The organism is Bradyrhizobium oropedii (genome assembly GCF_020889685.1).
GTDB lineage: Bacteria > Pseudomonadota > Alphaproteobacteria > Rhizobiales > Xanthobacteraceae > Bradyrhizobium > Bradyrhizobium oropedii.
Window position 1 is genome coordinate 1 of the sequence record NZ_JACMYO010000185.1, and the last position, 16718, is coordinate 16718.

The 16718-nt window shown below is 64.5% G+C and carries 14 protein-coding genes and 1 pseudogene; 6 read left to right on the forward strand and 9 right to left on the reverse strand.

Features of this window, described 5'->3' with window-relative positions; all coding sequences use genetic code 11:
• Positions 1-1023: D-alanyl-D-alanine carboxypeptidase family protein (locus tag H8A95_RS34725; RefSeq protein ID WP_229187236.1), on the reverse strand; the 1023-nt coding region annotated here is incomplete at its 3' end.
• 420 nt (positions 1024-1443) lie between these two features.
• Between H8A95_RS34725 and H8A95_RS34730 the strand changes: the two genes are divergently transcribed.
• Positions 1444-1779 carry a phasin family protein gene (locus tag H8A95_RS34730; protein WP_021078275.1) on the forward strand — a complete coding sequence of 112 codons (336 nt, stop codon included), beginning with the start codon at positions 1444-1446 and terminating at the stop codon, positions 1777-1779.
• A 72-nt stretch (positions 1780-1851) separates the two neighbouring features.
• Here the strand turns inward: H8A95_RS34730 and H8A95_RS34735 are convergent, their stop codons facing one another.
• Both H8A95_RS34735 and H8A95_RS34740 read right to left on the reverse strand, forming a co-directional pair.
• Positions 1852-3804, reverse strand: a complete 1953-nt coding sequence (locus tag H8A95_RS34735; protein ID WP_229187237.1) for a pilus assembly protein — start codon at positions 3802-3804, stop codon at positions 1852-1854.
• 165 nt (positions 3805-3969) lie between these two features.
• Positions 3970-4320, reverse strand: a complete 351-nt coding sequence (locus H8A95_RS34740; protein WP_229187238.1) for a hypothetical protein — start codon at positions 4318-4320, stop codon at positions 3970-3972.
• On the opposite strand from H8A95_RS34740, the gene clpS reads away from it, so the two are divergent.
• Positions 4313-4645 (forward strand): ATP-dependent Clp protease adapter ClpS, encoded by a 333-nt coding sequence (clpS, locus tag H8A95_RS34745; protein WP_229187239.1) that lies wholly within the window; start codon positions 4313-4315, stop codon positions 4643-4645. The two genes, H8A95_RS34740 and clpS, sit on opposite strands and share 8 nt — an antisense overlap.
• Before the next feature lie 273 nt (positions 4646-4918).
• Positions 4919-7327, forward strand: coding sequence for an ATP-dependent Clp protease ATP-binding subunit ClpA (gene clpA / locus H8A95_RS34750; RefSeq protein ID WP_229187240.1), 2409 nt, complete (start codon positions 4919-4921; stop codon positions 7325-7327).
• 87 nt (positions 7328-7414) lie between these two features.
• On the opposite strand, the pseudogene H8A95_RS34755 reads toward clpA, so the two are convergent.
• The 4 genes and pseudogenes from H8A95_RS34755 to H8A95_RS34770 all read right to left on the reverse strand — a co-directional run bounded on the left by H8A95_RS34755 (position 7415) and on the right by H8A95_RS34770 (position 10977).
• Positions 7415-8835: pseudogene (locus H8A95_RS34755) on the reverse strand (MFS transporter).
• A 126-nt stretch (positions 8836-8961) separates the two neighbouring features.
• On the reverse strand, positions 8962-9315 hold the full coding sequence (locus H8A95_RS34760) for a PilZ domain-containing protein (protein ID WP_229187241.1): 354 nt from the start codon (positions 9313-9315) through the stop codon (positions 8962-8964).
• Between the two features lie 250 nt (positions 9316-9565).
• The gene (locus H8A95_RS34765; RefSeq protein WP_229187242.1) at positions 9566-9982 is read right to left on the reverse strand and encodes a hypothetical protein; all 417 of its coding nucleotides are present in this window, start codon (positions 9980-9982) and stop codon (positions 9566-9568) included.
• Positions 9983-10020: 38 nt separating this feature from the next.
• Positions 10021-10977 carry an AraC-like ligand-binding domain-containing protein gene (locus H8A95_RS34770; RefSeq protein ID WP_229187243.1) on the reverse strand — a complete coding sequence of 319 codons (957 nt, stop codon included), beginning with the start codon at positions 10975-10977 and terminating at the stop codon, positions 10021-10023.
• 207 nt (positions 10978-11184) lie between these two features.
• Here H8A95_RS34770 and H8A95_RS34775 point away from each other — a divergent pair, with 207 nt between their 5' ends.
• Both H8A95_RS34775 and H8A95_RS34780 read left to right on the forward strand, forming a co-directional pair.
• The gene (locus tag H8A95_RS34775) at positions 11185-12195 is read left to right on the forward strand and encodes a carbon-nitrogen hydrolase family protein (protein ID WP_229187244.1); all 1011 of its coding nucleotides are present in this window, start codon (positions 11185-11187) and stop codon (positions 12193-12195) included.
• A 26-nt stretch (positions 12196-12221) separates the two neighbouring features.
• On the forward strand, positions 12222-13274 hold the full coding sequence (locus H8A95_RS34780) for a phenylacetaldoxime dehydratase family protein (RefSeq protein WP_229187245.1): 1053 nt from the start codon (positions 12222-12224) through the stop codon (positions 13272-13274).
• Between the two features lie 196 nt (positions 13275-13470).
• On the opposite strand, the gene H8A95_RS34785 is transcribed toward H8A95_RS34780, so the two are convergent.
• Entirely contained in the window at positions 13471-14322 is an 852-nt protein-coding gene (locus H8A95_RS34785; RefSeq protein ID WP_229187246.1) for a LysR family transcriptional regulator, read from the reverse strand.
• 105 nt (positions 14323-14427) lie between these two features.
• Between H8A95_RS34785 and H8A95_RS34790 the strand changes: the two genes are divergently transcribed.
• Positions 14428-15441: a bile acid:sodium symporter family protein gene (locus H8A95_RS34790; RefSeq protein WP_229187247.1), complete on the forward strand. Its 1014-nt coding sequence runs from the start codon at positions 14428-14430 to the stop codon at positions 15439-15441.
• A gap of 166 nt (positions 15442-15607) precedes the next feature.
• Here H8A95_RS34790 and H8A95_RS34795 read toward each other — a convergent pair whose 3' ends face one another.
• Positions 15608-16537 (reverse strand): glycine/sarcosine/betaine reductase selenoprotein B family protein, encoded by a 930-nt coding sequence (locus tag H8A95_RS34795; RefSeq protein WP_229187248.1) that lies wholly within the window; start codon positions 16535-16537, stop codon positions 15608-15610.
• Between the last annotated feature and the right edge of the window lie 181 nt (positions 16538-16718).

Here is a 16718-nt window from a genome sequence, read left to right on the forward strand (position 1 = left end):
CGCGGCGGCAGGCTCCGAGGCCGCGACCGGCGAGGTGTCCGCGTTGCGGGCGTTGTCGGCATCGGCAACCTCGACATTGGCGTCGGCCGGATTGCGCTCGGTGATCGCGGCGGCAGTGCGGGTGGTCCCACCCTTGCCGATGTTTTCGGCCAGCAGGTTGCGCATGATCGCGTCGCGGGAGCCGCCGCTGCGGCCGCCGAGCACCACGCCGACCAGGAAGCGATTGCCGCGGTGGATCGAGGTCACGAGGTTGAAGCCGGAGGCGCGGGTGTAGCCGGTCTTGATGCCGTCGACGCCTTCGACGGCGCCGAGCAGGCGATTGTGGCCGGTGATCGTGTGGCCGCGGAAATTGAACGCCGTCGTCGAGAAGTAGCGATAGTAGCGCGGGAAGCGATCCTGGATGGCGCGGCCGAGCGTCGACTGATCGCGCGCCGTCGTGATCTGCTCGTCGTTGGGCAGGCCGGAGGCGTTACGATAGGTCGTGCGGCTCATGCCGAGCGCGCGGGCCTTGCGGGTCATCATCCGGGCGAAGTCATCCTCGCTGCCGCCGATCGCCTCGGCGATCACGACCGCGGCGTCATTGGCGGAGCGGGTGACGAGGCCCTTGATGGCGTCTTCGACCCTGATGGTCTGGCCGGGCCGCAGGCCGAGCTTGGTCGGGTCCTGTTCGGAGGCATGCTCGGAAACCGGCATCTCGGTGTCGAGCTTCATCTTTCCGGAATCGAGGCGCTCGAACAGCAGGTAGAGCGTCATGATCTTGGTGAGCGAGGCGGGGTGCCGCAGGCCGTCAGGACTGTTGGCGTTCAGCACCGAGCCGGTATTGCCGTCGACGATGATCGACGCGAATTGCGGGCTGTAGCTTTCGCGCGAGGCGGACTCGCTGTGATGGTGTCGAGCGGTGTGGCGCCGGTGGCGGCGCGCCTCGGCGCTATCACTGGTGATCAGGATCGCCGTCGTGACGGTCACGAGCCCAAGAACGCCAACTCGCAGCGCCCGCGAGGAAGCCAAGGTTGTTCGAAGCATCTACTTCCCCGTCCCAATTTCTATCTAGATCACTGGCTCGTGAGGCGAAATTGTGCCCGGCGGCCGTCGATCCTTGCCTGCGCAACAGACCACTTCGGGCAGAACCATCGGCCCTGGTGGCGGCTCAGGTCGCTCTTCTAGCTAAGGTGTTGTTCACAAACAGCTTTCGAGGCTGCCTGTCGGAAGGCGAACAAAGTCCGGGAATCAGGTTAGGCGGCCCGAGTTTCCAAAAGATTAAGCAACCGTTGCGTAGTCCCCCGGGGTTTATGGCAAATGCCCAGGATTCGGGCAAATGTCGTTGTGCGTTGCACAATATTCGTTGACTTTATTGTGCGATGCGATATTCGTATCGGCGTCAGGGGGCCGGGAGCTTCCCGGCAATGGGAATTTGCGCCTTCAAAGTCTGGGAAAAGGAATTCCATGGTCAAGATCGAAGACATTCAGAACTACGGCAAAGAGCATTTCGAGTCGGTCACTGCGTCTGCGAACAACCTGCAGAGCGGCGTCCAGGCGATCGCCACCGCCTATGGCGACTACGCCAAGAAGTCGTTTGAGGACACCAAGTCGTTCGTCGAGAAGCTGTCGGGCGTGAAGTCGCTGGACAAGGCGCTCGAGGCGCAGACCGAGTACCTGCGCTCGTCCTACGAGACGTTCGTCGCGGAATCGCAGAAGATCGCCGGCCTGTACAGCGACTGCGCCAAGCAGACCTTCAAGCCCTATGAGGGCCTGGTCTCCAAGTTCGCGCCCGCTCAGTAAGCGCCGCTGACCAAGACAAACGAAAAGCCCGGCCGTTTCGGCCGGGCTTTTTTGTTGTGCCTGAAGCGGAGCTTATTTCGCCAGCCGCAGCTTGCTGAGCGCGGTGCCGATCGTGTTGAACGTCGTCACGATCTGGGTCGAGCTGGTCAGCATGTAGAACTTGTCGGGGCTGCTGGCGCAGTTCTTGAGGACGGTCGAGGTCGGATCGGCGGGCGTGCTGGTGTTCACCTGGATCGCGTAGATGGTGTACATCGGCGCTCCATTGGAGTCCTTCGCGGCCTGCAGATTCTGACACTGGAGGGTCTGGCGGACATCGATCGGGTTGCCCGAGGCCTGCGAGCTGCCGTCGCCGTAGTCGGGCCAGCGGTCTTGGGTATTCAGACCGTCGGACAGAATGATGATGACCCGGTTGTAGGTGGTGTTGGAGTCCTCCGCCGGCGTGTTCAGCGGACCGCCCACCAGAAGGGACTGCCACCCCACGGCCAATCCGATCGACTGGTCGGTGCCGCCGGTCGGCTGCATGGCGTTGACCGCCGTCTTGAGCGCGCTCCAGTTGTAGCTCAGCGGAATGACCGGCTCGAGCGGTGTAGATGCGCTGCTGCTGCAAAAGGCGTTGCCACCCCAGGTGTCGAAATACTCGTTGGCCGGAAACAGCGTCGTCACGTCGGATGACGCCGGCAGCACGCCCGTCGCATCGTTCGGCTGGGTGCGGTCCGCGACGCAGCCGGTCCAGGTGCTGATCGGGTTGGTGGAAGGCTGGCGCCAGTCGTTCTTCACGGTTGGCGTCTGATTGGTCGCAGTCCATTGGTTGTTGGTCCATCCGACAACGGCGCTGACGCGGGGCTGGTTCTGGTTGTCTGCCGTGTCGTTAGGCCCAGGCTGAGTCCAGTTGTGAACATAGGTCCACCCGGTGCAGGATTTGCTGCTGCCGCTGCCGCTGCAGGTACAGCCCGAGACGCTGGAGCCGGACAAGTTCTTTGGGCAACTGCAGTTTGAGCTTCCGCTGCAGAAAGTCTCCTTCAGGCCGGCCACATTGGCCGCGCTTGGCTCGCTTGACCAGCAGCCGTTGTACTTTGCCTGGGTGTTGTTATCGGCGGTCGGGCAAATCGGATTTTTGACGGATGCGCCGTTCACTGTGATCGTCGTCGACGGGATCGTTGACGTAGTCGAACTGTCGCTTGCTGTGGGACCCGTTTTGCAAACGAAGCCACCGTTTGCGGCACCATTCGTATTGCCAGTGGTGTTGGTGAACGGGCATCTCGCACCAGGTCCCACGGCATGCCAGTTGTAGGGTAGCGTCGCCAGCGTGCTGCCGGCGGCTTGCTGCGTGGTTGGCGGATTGAGCCAGTCGGTCCAGTCGATCCAACTCTGGCCGTAGTTGCTGGAGCCGACATTGACGGCCTTGGCGAACGGGATAACGGAAATATAGACGTCGCCGTTGTTCTTGCTGAGCGCGCTGAGCTGATCAATCAGGCCGCCGGATCCCGCCACCGCGTTGCGCAGCGCGGTAATCTTGCCGTTGTCCGCCATCGATCCCGTGTTGTCGAGGACAAGGGCGACGCGCATCTTGGCGTTGCCCCAGGTGGTGGTCGTCGAACTATTGAAGTTCAGCGTCGGAAATCCGGCGAGCTGCATGAAATCGGATTTGATGTAGCCGGATCCGCCCAGGAGAATGGTCGCCGCTGAGCTCGTGGTTGGGGTCGTGTAGGTGGCCGTGACGGCAATGCCCTGGCCGTCCTTGTTGGTGAAGAGGGCGTTGAAATAGCTCTGCGCCTTGCTCGGGATTTGCGCGGCCGTGATGCTGCCCATGGTCAGATCCTTGGACAGCATCAGCGCGGTCGAATCGAGCGCCGACTGCATCGCAGTGCGGGCGTTATTGGCGCGGGTATAGTCGATCGCAGCTCCTACGAAGGCGAAGATCGGCAGGATGGCGAGGGTGAAGATGACAGCGACATTGCCGTCCGCTGCCCCGGAAAACCGGCGGGCAGCCGTGCGGATGCGGTCGAAAATGGCTGAACCAAGCATGGCACTCTCATGGAAATGGATTGCGCGGCCATCTCCACGTGCGCGGCTAAACAGATTGTGAATCGGGCAAGGGAAACCTGACAGGTCGCCCGATAGAGGATCAAAAGCTGGGCAAAAGCCCTCGCTATCCTGAACGCCCCCTAAATTGGATACCCGGCTCCTTTGTCAAATCAGGCAGAAACGATTAACCTTCCAAGGGTTGCCGTAGCGGGAATCGGACCGGTGGGCCGCGGCGGGTCTGCGCTTGCGGCAGGGCCTCGCGAGGCCCATATTCGGAAGGTCGATCCGGCCGCCGGATCGGACCGGGAGCGGCAATCTGGAAAGCATTGCTGGGGGTTCCGCGATCAGTCTTGCGGCAATCGCGACCACTTCCAATCGCCATCCGGTTTCCCGCCGGCCTCCTTTGGGGAATTCGAACGCCTGAGCCATGTTGCGATCCAAGTTGAAAGCCCTGATCTCCGAGCCGGTTTCGTCCATGCCGGCGGTGCCCGCCGCGCCGGCGCCGAAAATGAGCAATGACGACCACCGCAATGGTGCGGGCAGCGGCCCGTCGACCTCGGTCATCACCAAGGTCAAGCCGAAGACCAAGCGGCCGAACCTGTATCGTGTCCTGATCCTGAACGACGACTACACTCCGATGGAGTTCGTCGTTCACGTGCTGGAACGATTCTTCAACAAGGACGCCGAGGCGGCGACCAAGATCATGCTGCACGTTCACCATCACGGGATCGGTGAGTGCGGCGTGTTCACCTATGAGATCGCCGAGACCAAAGTGACGCAAGTCATGGACTTCGCGCGCAAGCATCAGCATCCACTGCAATGTGTGATGGAAAAGAAATAGCGCGCCGGAACGATTGACCCCGCCGCGGGGAGCGGAACGGGTCTTGCATCGCGTTTTGTGTGGTGGTGAACCGCGTTCCCGTATGATCACGGGGCGCGGGCAAGCGACGTTGCCAGGCGACGTTCCGATGCCCCGAATTTAGAAGAAAACCATCATCGCGAGACCGGTCTTTCGCCACGATCCGTCGTAACTATATCAATGGCGATCACGAAGGTTGTTATTGCCTGACCCGGTAATGGCGATCATGATGGCAGGGGGCCATAGAGGACGCGAATGCCAACTTTTTCCCAAAGCCTTGAACAATCGCTGCACCGTGCATTGGCGATCGCAAACGAGCGTCATCATCAGTATGCGACGCTCGAACATCTGCTGCTGTCGCTGATCGATGACTCGGATGCGGCGGCGGTGATGCGGGCCTGCAGCGTCGATCTCGACAAGCTGAGGACGAGCCTCGTCAATTATCTCGAGACCGAATTCGAAAACCTGGTGACGGACGGCGCCGACGACGCGAAGCCGACCGCCGGGTTCCAGCGCGTGATCCAGCGCGCGGTGATTCACGTCCAGTCGTCGGGTCGCGAGGAAGTGACCGGCGCCAATGTGCTGATCGCGATCTTCGCCGAGCGCGAGAGCCATGCCGCGTATTTCCTGCAGGAGCAGGACATGACGCGTTACGACGCCGTCAACTACATCAGCCATGGCATTGCCAAGCGGCCCGGCGTCTCCGAGGCGCGCCCGGTGCGCGGCGTCGACGAGGAAACCGAGGCCAAGGGCAACGAGGACGCCAAGAAGAAGGGCGAGGCGCTCGATACCTATTGCGTCAACCTCAACAAGAAGGCACGTGACGGCAAGATCGATCCGGTGATCGGCCGTAATGCCGAGATCAACCGCGCGATCCAGGTGCTGTGCCGCCGCCAGAAGAACAACCCGCTGTTCGTCGGTGAAGCCGGCGTCGGCAAGACCGCGATCGCCGAAGGCCTCGCCAAGCGCATCGTCGACAGCGATGTGCCTGAGGTGCTGGCAGCCGCGACCGTGTTCTCGCTCGACATGGGCACGCTGCTCGCGGGCACCCGCTACCGCGGTGATTTCGAGGAGCGGTTGAAGCAGGTCCTGAAGGAGCTGGAGGCGCATCCGAACGCCATCCTGTTCATCGACGAGATCCACACCGTGATCGGCGCCGGCGCCACCTCGGGCGGCGCGATGGATGCGTCCAATCTGCTGAAGCCCGCGCTGGCTTCGGGCACGATCCGCTGCATGGGCTCGACCACCTACAAGGAATACCGTCAGCACTTCGAGAAGGACCGCGCGCTGGTGCGGCGCTTCCAGAAGATCGACGTCAACGAGCCGACGGTGGAAGATGCGATCGCGATCCTCAAGGGCCTCAAGCCTTACTTCGAGGATTACCATCGGCTGAAATACACCAATGAGGCGATCGAGGCGGCGGTGCAGCTGTCGTCGCGCTACATCCACGACCGCAAGCTGCCCGACAAGGCGATCGACGTGATCGACGAGTCCGGCGCGGCGCAGATGCTGGTCGCCGAGAGCAAGCGCAAGAAGACGATCGGCATCAAGGAGATCGAGACCACGATCGCGACCATGGCGCGGATCCCGCCGAAGAGCGTGTCGAAGGACGATGCCGAGGTGCTGAAGCACCTCGAGCAGACCCTGAAGCGCACGGTGTTCGGCCAGGACAAGGCGATCGAGTCGCTGGCGGCGTCGATCAAGCTGGCACGTGCCGGCCTGCGCGAGCCGGAGAAGCCGATCGGCAGCTACTTGTTCTCAGGTCCGACCGGCGTCGGCAAGACCGAGGTCGCCAAGCAACTTGCGGCGTCGCTCGGTGTCGAGCTGTTGCGCTTCGACATGTCCGAATACATGGAGCGGCACACCGTGTCGCGCCTGATCGGCGCGCCTCCCGGCTATGTCGGCTTCGATCAGGGCGGCCTGCTCACGGACGGCGTGGACCAGCATCCGCATTGCGTGGTGCTGCTCGACGAAATCGAGAAGGCGCATCCGGATCTCTACAACGTGCTGCTGCAGATCATGGACCATGGCCGGCTCACCGACCACAATGGCAAGCAGGTCAACTTCCGCAACGTGATCCTGATCATGACCACGAATGCTGGCGCGGCTGACCTTGCGCGGCAGGCCTTCGGCTTCACCCGCTCGAAGCGGGAAGGCGACGACCACGAGGCGATCAACCGGCAGTTCGCGCCGGAATTCCGCAACCGTCTGGATGCGATCGTCTCGTTCGCGCACCTCAATGCCGAGGTGATCGGCATGGTGGTCGAGAAGTTCGTGCTGCAACTCGAGGCGCAACTCGCCGACCGCGACGTCACGATCGAACTGTCCGAGCCCGCCAAGGCCTGGCTGATCGAGCACGGCTATGACGAGCAGATGGGCGCGCGTCCGATGGCGCGCATCATCCAGGAACACATCAAGAAGCCGCTCGCGGATGAGGTGCTGTTCGGCCAGCTCAAGGGTGGCGGACACGTCCGCGTCGTCCTGGTCAAGGACGAGGCGACCGCCAAGGACAAGATCGGCTTCGAATATGTCGAGGGCCCGGTCACGCCGAAGCCCGAGAACCTGCCGCCGCGCAAGCGCAAGCCGCCGAAGGGCGGTCCGAACAACGGCGGCGGAGGCGGCACCAAGGGGCCGGCCTCCAAGGGGCCGATGGTCAAGGCCTGAGGCGCGAACAAGCAATCAAATGAAAAGGCCGGCCGCACAGCTGGCCTTTTTGTTTGCGGTGATGCACGGGTGCGTCCCCGCGCAGCTTCACTCGCCCTTCAAACGCTGGCCCTCTTGAACCCGCACCCGCTCGGCGCCGCGGCTGCCGGCTGACGACAGCCGCAGCGTGCTGAGCACGGCGCCCACGACGGCAAAGCCGACGCCGACCATCAGCGAGATCCGCGTGCCGTCGGCCGGATAGCGCGCCAGCAGCATCGCTACCAGGGCGGCGCCGATGGTCTGTCCGAGCAAACGCGCGGTCCCCAGCATGCCGCTGGCGCCGCCGGAACGCTCGCGCGGGGCGCGGCGATCATGGTGCGGTTGTTCGGGGTCTGGAACAGGCCGAAGCCGGCGCCGGCGAGCGCCATGCGCCAGACCACGTCGATCGGCGCCGCATGGGCCGGCATGAAGGCCAGCGTGCCTAATCCCAGTGCGAACAGCAGCAGGCCGATGCCGCCGAGCAGGCCGGCTGGGTAACGTTCGACCAGCCAGCCGGCGATCGGCGCGGCGAATGCGACCGCGATCGGCCACGGCGTGATCAGCAGGCCGATCTGCACCGCCGAATAGCCGAAATGGTTCTCGAGATAAAACGGCATCGCCACGAAGGCCAGCATCTGGCCGCAGAACGAGGCGATCGAGGTGCCGATCGACAGCGCGAAGATCGGAATTCGCAGCAGGTCGACGGGCAGCAGCGGCGAGGGCAGATGCTGCTGCCGCCGATACAGCAAATGCGATGCGACTGCCGCGACCGCGAACTCCAATGCGCAGACATACAGCGCCTCGCCATGGCCGGCGCTGTCGATCGCGCTGATGCCGAATCCGAACGCGATCGCGCTCATGGCGGCGCTCTGCCAGTCGAAGGCGTGCACGGCGGGCCTGGTATGCGGCAGGAAGCGCCAGCCCAGTGCCAGCGTGACGATGCCGAGCGGAACGTTGATGGCGAACAGATAGGGCCAGGTGCCGATCGCCAGGACGAACGAGGCGATGGTCGGGCCGACCGCGGCCGAGATCGCGACGACCAGCGCGTTGACGCCGATGCCGCGGCCGAGTTGCGAATGCGGATAGGTGAAGCGGACCAGCGCGGAGTTGACGCTGAGGATGCCGGCGGCGCCAAATCCCTGCAGGATGCGTGCGATCGTCAGCAGTGGCAGCGTATGCGACAGCGCGCAGAACAGCGACGCCAGCGTGAACAGCAACAGCCCCGCCAGATAGACCCGGCGATAGCCGATGATCTCGCCGAGCGAGGCCAGCGGCAGCAGCGAGATCGTGATCGCCAATTGATAGCCGTTGACGATCCAGATCGAGAACGCGGGGCTGGCGTTCAGATCCCGGGCAATGGTCGGTAGGGCGACGTTGGCGATCGAGCCGTCGACGACGGCCATCACCAGCCCGAGCGCGATCGTGAGAATGGCCCAATTGCGCTGCGGCTGCGGCAGCCCGTCGGGATGCTCAATGATCGCGGACGACATGTCGTGAAGTGGCTCTCGGTTCCGGCATTGCGGGCTTACCGCATGCTGGATTAGCCGGGCCTTTGCAACCCCCGAAATGGCGGCCCCGGGTGCATCGAAACAGGGCCAGGGAACACGAAAAGCGGCTCAGCCCTGGCCGAGCAACTCCTTGATGCGCTGCTGCAACTGCCGCTTCTTGATCTCGCTGCGGCGGACCCGCTCGTCGAGATCGCTGACCGGGGTGTCCGAGGTCATGATCCGGAAGGCGAGACCGACCTTGTTGGCCTGGCGCCAGATCAGGCGCGCGAGGAACGAGCGGCCCTTGCGCGCGATGTTGAGATTGATCTCTTCGGGCAGCCGCGTGGCGTCACCGAATTCAACGCACGCGCCGTGGTCGCTGATGTTGCGGACGACGCAATCCATCGTCGAGCCACGCTCATTGATCTCCGCAACCGCACCGTAAAACACCTTGTCGCGTGGGCTTTGGCGCCGGTCCTGCATGGGAAATCCTCCTAAATGAACGGCAGGACTCTACCGGTCCGCGTCAGCGAAAAGAAGGGTAGCAACGGAACCCGTTGCAGTTAGTGTAAATTGTTTGCATCTCGGAAGGTCCGGATTCCCGGCTATTTTGCGCCGCAAAGGGCCTCGTGAGCTAGTTCGGCACCCGGCTTTGCCGCCAATCGCGCGGCGACAGGCCGTAATGGTCGCGGAACACGCGGCCGCGATGGGCGAGAATTTCGCGGCAGTTCGTCTAGAACGGCTCTTTCAACACCTGTGCTAACGGGCCGTCTTTCGCGGCCAAGGCCGACCAGCCTGGCTTCATCCCAACTCTCAATCTCGCGAAATGCTTCCCCGAAATAAAGACGTTGGCGTCATCCGGGCTATCAGAATCGCCCCACTCAACGGTGATATCTCCTGGAGAATCCGGGGGAGAGAAGGAAAGATCATCAGTGGCAAACGGCGCGGGATTGGCAAACGGCATTCTTGTCGGATCGTACCACTCAGGCTCGACTGGAGTTTGACAGCGATTGTAGAGCCAAACGTCGCTACGAATACGTCCGTCGCAGTCCAGCAGATAGGCATAGGCAACCCGACCATCATCCTCGATGATGACGGTTTTCTGATCAAACGGTGAGTCGAATTTGGCGACGAGACCTCTATTGCTCATCGTGCTCCTCATCAACTTGTCGAATGAAGCTCTCGTCGTCAATTCGGCACCCGGCTTTGCCGCCAATCGCGCGGCGACAGGCCGTAATGGTCGCGGAACACGCGGCCGAAATGCGAGAGATCGTTAAAGCCCCAGGCAAACGCGATCTCGCCGATGTGGCGATGCGCGTGCGTCGGCGAGGCGAGGTCGCGCTTGCAGCGCTCCAGCCGCTGCGCCAGCACGAAGCGCTGGAACGAGGTGTCCTCGTCGGCCAGCAGGCTGTTGACGTAGCGCGGCGAGATGCCGAGTGCGGCGGCTGTCTCGGTGAGGCCGAGCTCGGGGTTCGGCAGATGCGCGAGCACATGCGCCTTCAGCCGATACAGCAGGGCGGAGCGGTGGGTCGAAGCCGGCAGCGCGGCGCCGCCGAGCCGCTCGCTCATCGCCATCGCGAGCAGGTCGGCGGCCTGATCGGCGAGGCGGATCGCATTGTCCGGATCGAGCCTGTCGGCGATCTCGGAGAGCCCCGAGATGAACTGAAAGGCCAGCCGCTGTACCGGGCGATCCGATGCGAACGTGGTCGCCGTGAGGCCCTGGGTGCCGGCAAAGCGCCGGTGCAGCATCTCGCGCGGCACCTGGAAGATGATCTGCGTGAAGTCGTCGTCGAACCGCAACTCGTAAGGCCGGGTGGTGTCGTACAACGCGAACTCGCCGGGCTGGATCACGGTCTCGCGGCCGTCCTGCAACACGGCGCCAGAGCCGTGCCGGCCGAGCGCGATCAGGACGAAGTCCTCGCTGGTGCGCGCGATCCGCGACGGTGTGCGCAGCACCCGTTGTCGGCCCGACGACACCGTTGAACACTTCACTGCGCCCAGTTGTGCGCTGGTGATCGCGCCGTGGAAGGCGGTGCCGAGATCGGACTTGCAGTCGAGCTGCACGAACACGTCGCAGACGATGTCCCGCCAGAGCGCGAGGCGCCGATGCGTTGGCGCGTCTTCCGTGGTGAACAGGGCCGGCATGATTTCCTCCCTTCACGAGTGCAACGCTGGCCACGCAAACAAAGCAAGCTTCGTACCGGTAACGGCCGGGGGAATCTCCTCCGCAGTCGAATTTTCCTTCCGTCCTGGTCGAACGGCGTTCCCGGTCCCAAGGCAGCATGATGTCAGAAGCGGCTGCGGCCGATCAAGACCGAACCGGCCGGAGCGGCGGGTCACGAGGAGCACATCATGGGCATCGAACATCCGAAATATCGCGTTGCGGTGGTGCAGGCGGCCCCTGCCTGGCTCGACCTCGACGCCTCCATCGCCAAGAGCATTTCCCTGATCGAGGAGGCCGCCGCCAAGGGGGCAAGACTGATCGCGTTCCCCGAGGCCTTCATCCCCGGCTATCCCTGGTACATCTGGCTGGATTCCCCGGCCTGGGCGATCGGGCGCGGTTTCGTGCAGCGCTATTTCGATAATTCCCTGTCCTACGACAGTCCGCAGGCCGAGAAGCTGCGGCTCGCGGTGAAGAAGGCCGGCATGACCGCGGTGCTCGGCCTGTCCGAGCGCGATGGCGGCAGCCTCTATCTGGCGCAATGGCTGATCGGGCCTGACGGCGAGACCATTGCGAAGCGGCGCAAGCTGCGGCCGACCCATGCCGAGCGCACTGTCTATGGCGAGGGCGACGGCAGCGACCTTGCGGTGCATGACCGCCCCGGCATCGGCCGACTCGGCGCGCTGTGCTGTTGGGAGCATCTGCAGCCGCTGTCGAAATACGCGATGTATGCCCAGAACGAGCAGGTGCACGTCGCGGCCTGGCCGAGCTTCTCGCTGTACGACCCGTTCGCACCGGCGCTCGGCTGGGAGGTCAACAACGCGGCCTCGCGCGTCTATGCAGTCGAGGGCTCGTGCTTCGTGCTGGCGCCCTGCGCCACGGTCTCGCAGGCGATGGTCGACGAGATGTGCGACCGCGACGACAAGCACGCGCTCCTGCATGTCGGCGGCGGACATGCCGCGATCTATGGGCCCGACGGCAGCTCGATCGCCGAGAAGCTGCCGCCCGATCAGGAAGGCCTGCTGCTCGCCGATATCGATCTCGGCGCGATCGGGATCGCCAAGAACGCCGCCGATCCGGCAGGGCATTACTCGCGACCGGACGTCACGCGGCTGCTGTTGAACAAGAAGCCCTCCAAGCGCGTCGAGCATTTCGCGCTGCCGCTCGACAGCTTTGAGGAGGTCGACGCGGCCGCGAACTGACCGACATCCAACCGGAGGCGACTGCCATGGAATCCGCTATTCCATCCCATCTGCAAACGGCGCGCTCCCGTCATCGCCGCGTGCCCGACGACTACGCGCCGCCTTATCCGTCCTTCGTCGCGCGCCACAAGCCCGCGGTCGCAAGCGTGATCATGGCCTATTTCGGCGTCCAGTTTCGCGGCGAGGCGACCGCCGCGGCCACCGAGGCGCTGACGCAGATCGCAACGCGCTTCGCCGGCGAGAGCGGTCCGGCCCATTGGGACCGCGCGCAATATGTCGACCAGGCCGGCTTCACCAACGTCGTCTCGGTCGCCTATTGGGACGATGCCGGGCGCTTCGACGCCTGGTTCGAGGGCGCGCGCGAGGCCTGGACCGGCAGTAGCGCCGGCGATGGCGTCGGCCGCTTCATCGAGGTGCTGCGGCCGCATGTTGCGCGCTACGAGACGCTGTTCTCGTCGCTCGGCCGCCCCGAGGGCGTCGCCGTGCTTGCCGACGGCATGAGCGGCGAGGTGCAGGAGCACGCCTATTGGGGCGGCATGCGCGACCGCATCCCGCTGTCGCAGACCGACGCGATGACACCGGGCGGCGAGCCGAGCGTGATCCGCGATGGCGCACGGATCCGCGTGGTCGCGCATGACAATCTCTGCCTGATCCGCTCCGGCCAGGACTGGAGCGACACCGAGGCCTCCGAGCGCAAGATGTATCTCGACGATGTCGAGCCGGTGCTGCGCGAGGGCATGGACTTCCTGCGCGACGACGGCGTGCCGATCGGCTGCTACGCCAACCGCTACATGCGCGTCGTCGATGCGGATGGAAGGCTGACGGAAAAGTCCTACGGCCAGAGCTGGTGGAAAAGCCTCGCGGCATTGGAGCGCTGGGCGGAATCGCATCCGACCCATGTCAGGATCTTCGGTGCCGCGATGAAGTATCTGTCGACCCTGGGACCAGCTGCGAAACTCAGGCTGTATCACGAGGTCACGGTCGCGGCCGCCGGCGAGCAGTTCTTCGAGTATCTCGGCTGCCACGAGCAGACCGGCATGCTCAACGCGGTGCAGGTCGCGGCAACACCAGCCGCCTGACCGGGCCTCCTGGCCCGAGCAGGAGCCGCATCGAAACTGCATTCCCTCCCCCTGCAAGCGGGGGAGGGCTGTCGCGCATGGCGCTGGCGAGCTTCTGCAACCAACGTGTTCACGCGCACTGCCAAAATATCGAAAACAACCCCATGCAAAGTAGCCGGCGGCTGCCGGCGTTCGACACTGCACCTTGATTGTACTTCTACGGCCGCAGCCGGCCGCCATGCGTCGTGATCGCCTGGGCCAGCTCGACCGCCGGGCCGCGTTTGGTCCGCCGTGCGGTGCGAACCACGAACTCGACGCTGCCGAGCGGCGGCAATCCTGACGTCGGCATCGCTTCCAGTCCGTCCGGGATCAATCCCTGTGGCTGCGGGGTGATGCCGAGACCGGCGAGCGCTGCGGCGCGCAGCCCGCTGAGGCTGCCGCTGGAGCAGACGATGCGCCAGGGCCGCCCGAACCGCTCCATCGCCTCCAGCACCACGCTGCGGCTGACGCTCGGCGGCGCGTAGAGGATCAGGGGCAGGGGCCCGTCGGGATCGAGCCGCATCCCCGGCGCGGCGGTCCACACCAGGCGGTCCTGCCACACCAGCTGTCCCAGTGCGTCGCCGGGGCGGCGCTTGCCGAGCACGAGGTCGAGCTCACCGGCGTCGAGCTGCTGGTACAGCACGGCGCTGAGGCCGACCGTCAGTTCGAGATCGACCTGCGGGTGGCGGCGGACGAAGTCGCGCAGCAGATCGGGCAGGCGGGAACTGGCAAAATCCTCTGCGGCGCCGAACCGGACCTTTCCGCGCACCTGCGACCCCGCGAAATAATCGCGGGCGCGCGCGTTGGCGTCGAGGATCGGACGCGCAAAGCCCGTCATCGCCTCGCCGTCGGCGGTGAGCACCACCGAATGGGTGTCGCGCACGAACAGGCGGCGGCCGGCTGCGGCCTCGAGCTTGCGGATGTGCTGGCTCACCGTCGACTGCTTCAGACCGAGGCGGCGGCCGGCCTCGGTGAAGTTCTGCGTCTGCACCACGGTGAGAAAGGTTTCGAGCTGGGTCGGGTCGAGCACGGCCGGCGATCCGTCATTACATAATGTAATGACAATAACATCGGTAAGCGCGGTTCACAATCGGCATGGGGAGGAGCACCTTCCGATCAAGGAAAGGAAGCCACCATGACCATCAGCCGCCTGCGCTCGTTCGTGCCTGTCGACCCCTATATCGCCGCCATCGTCGGCATGGTCGGCCTCGCCACACTGCTGCCGCTGCACGGGCAGGGCACCGTGATCGGCGGCTACGCCACCGAGGTGGCGATCGCGCTGCTGTTCTTTCTCCACGGTGCTCGCCTCTCGACGACGGAGGCGCTGGTCGGCGCCCGGCACTGGCGGCTGCACCTCGTGATCTTCCTGTCGACCTTCGCTCTGTTCCCGCTGCTCGGGCTCGCCGCTCATGCGCTTGCGCCGCATCTCTTGACGCCGGCGCTGTGGGCGGGCGTGATCCTGATCTGCATCCTGCCGTCGACCGTGCAGTCGTCGGTCGCCTTCACCTCGATCGCGCAGGGCAATGTGTCGGCGGCGCTGTGCTCGGCGACCGCCTCCAACCTGCTCGGCATCGTCGCGACGCCGCTGCTGGCGTGCGTGCTGCTTTCCAGCCATGGCGGTTTCTCGGGCAACGCCGCGCTCGATATCGTCGTGCAGCTGCTGCTGCCGTTCGTGGCAGGGCAATTGTCGCGGCCGCTGATCGGCCGGTGGGTCGCCAAGCATCATGCGATGCTCGGGCTGGTCGATCGCGGCTCGATCCTCCTGATCGTCTACACCGCGTTCAGCGACGGCGTCAGCCACGGCATCTGGCATCAGGTCAACGCGACGCAGATGGCCATCGTGCTCGGCCTCGATGCGCTGCTGCTGGCGATCGTGCTGCTGGTCACCAATTTCGGCAGTCGGCTGCTCGGCTTCTCGCGCGCCGACCGCATCGCCATCATGTTCTGCGGATCGAAGAAGAGTTTGGCGAGCGGATTGCCGATGGCGAGCGTGCTGCTCGCCGGGCAATCGGTCGGCCTGATCGTGCTGCCGCTGATGCTGTTTCACCAGATCCAGCTGATGACCTGCGCCGCGCTGGCGCGACATTATGCGGGTGCTGAGGAAGCAGCTTCACACGGTGCAGTGCCGGTGCTGGTGAAGGCGCGTTGAGCGAGGTCTTTCCGCTCGTCGTCCCCCGGCTCGACCGGGGGACCCAGTACGCCGCGGCTTCTCAGTGACTGACCGGCGTCTCTGGAATACTGGATCGCCCGGTCGAGTGTTCAGCCCGGGCGATGACACCGAGAGTTGGGTGAGTGATCGTGTCTAACGCACAGCCCTAAGCGACGCGCAGACCCTTCGCGATTTCCTTCTGCGCGTCGAACTCGCGGCGCAGGCGGGCCAGCTCCTCGGCGCTCAGGGTGTCGGCGTTGCTGTAGTCGCGCTTCCAGGAGGCATCCTCGCTCCAGCGCAGCGGTGACTGCACGGTGGTCTGTGGACCGGGCGCGGTCTCCAGCACGCGCAGCGCGAGCTCCAGCGTGAATGCCTGCGAGGATTCGTCATGCGGCTTGCCGGCGGAGTTGCCGAGCGGGAAATCGGAGAACAGGAAGCGCGGCACCGCGGCGTGCTCGACGATATCCTTGGCGCAGCCCATCACGACGGTCGGGATGCCGTTGGCTTCGAGATGCCGCGCGACGAGGCTGACGGTCTGGTGGCAGACCGGGCAGTTCGGCACCAGCACCGCAGCGTCGACACTGTCGGCGCGGCTGCGCTGGAGAATCTCCGGCGCATCGGTCTCGATGGTGACGCGGTGGCTGCGGTTGGTGGGGGCGCCGAAGAAGCGCGGCGCGACTTCGCCGATCTTGCCGGCCGCGGCGAGGCGCTTGAGTTGCGCCAGCGGGAACCAGGTGCCGCTATCGGTCGCCGTGGTGTGGATGCGGTCATAGGCGATGTGCGAAATTCGCAGATCGTGCTGCTGCGACGTTTCGCCGTCATAGACCGAATAGAATTTTGCCCCGCCATTGTATTTCGCGCCGGGGCCCTGGTCGCCCCGGGCGGGATCGAACGGCGCCGCCGTCGTGATGATGGCGACGCGGGACTGGCTCAGCGGCTTCGTCAGCGGCTGGAACGGGGCGGAGGTGTAATGGGCCCAGCGGTAGGGGGTGGTGTAGCCGATCGCCGCGTAATAATCGCGGGTCCGCTTCATGTAGCCGATCGGGGCGTCGTCGTCTGGCGCGAAGCCTGTTTGATCGTCCGAAGCTGCGGCCATTTTGCGCTCCCTTTTGCGCGCCATCATTTCAGTCCATAGCTAGACCACGAGCTTGCGGTGTCAAGCCGCGCAGCGCGGGAACAGATTTGCGATGCGAACAGGTCTTTGTGCCGCATTGGTCCTGCTTTTGACGCTGGTGCCGCCGATCGGTGCCGGCGCGGACGACGCGCCTGCCGCGGCG

Excerpts from the sequence above, each read along its gene's own strand:
- H8A95_RS34730 (WP_021078275.1), top strand. The coding sequence starts at position 1,444 with ATGGTCAAGATCGAAGACATTCAGAACTACGGCAAAGAGCATTTCGAG.
- H8A95_RS34735 (WP_229187237.1), bottom strand. The coding sequence starts at position 3,804 with ATGCTTGGTTCAGCCATTTTCGACCGCATCCGCACGGCTGCCCGCCGG.
- clpS (WP_229187239.1), top strand. The coding sequence starts at position 4,313 with ATGAGCAATGACGACCACCGCAATGGTGCGGGCAGCGGCCCGTCGACC.
- clpA (WP_229187240.1), top strand. The coding sequence starts at position 4,919 with ATGCCAACTTTTTCCCAAAGCCTTGAACAATCGCTGCACCGTGCATTG.
- H8A95_RS34760 (WP_229187241.1), bottom strand. The coding sequence starts at position 9,315 with ATGCAGGACCGGCGCCAAAGCCCACGCGACAAGGTGTTTTACGGTGCG.
- H8A95_RS34765 (WP_229187242.1), bottom strand. The coding sequence starts at position 9,982 with ATGAGCAATAGAGGTCTCGTCGCCAAATTCGACTCACCGTTTGATCAG.
- H8A95_RS34770 (WP_229187243.1), bottom strand. The coding sequence starts at position 10,977 with ATGCCGGCCCTGTTCACCACGGAAGACGCGCCAACGCATCGGCGCCTC.
- H8A95_RS34775 (WP_229187244.1), top strand. The coding sequence starts at position 11,185 with ATGGGCATCGAACATCCGAAATATCGCGTTGCGGTGGTGCAGGCGGCC.
- H8A95_RS34780 (WP_229187245.1), top strand. The coding sequence starts at position 12,222 with ATGGAATCCGCTATTCCATCCCATCTGCAAACGGCGCGCTCCCGTCAT.
- H8A95_RS34790 (WP_229187247.1), top strand. The coding sequence starts at position 14,428 with ATGACCATCAGCCGCCTGCGCTCGTTCGTGCCTGTCGACCCCTATATC.
- H8A95_RS34795 (WP_229187248.1), bottom strand. The coding sequence starts at position 16,537 with ATGGCCGCAGCTTCGGACGATCAAACAGGCTTCGCGCCAGACGACGAC.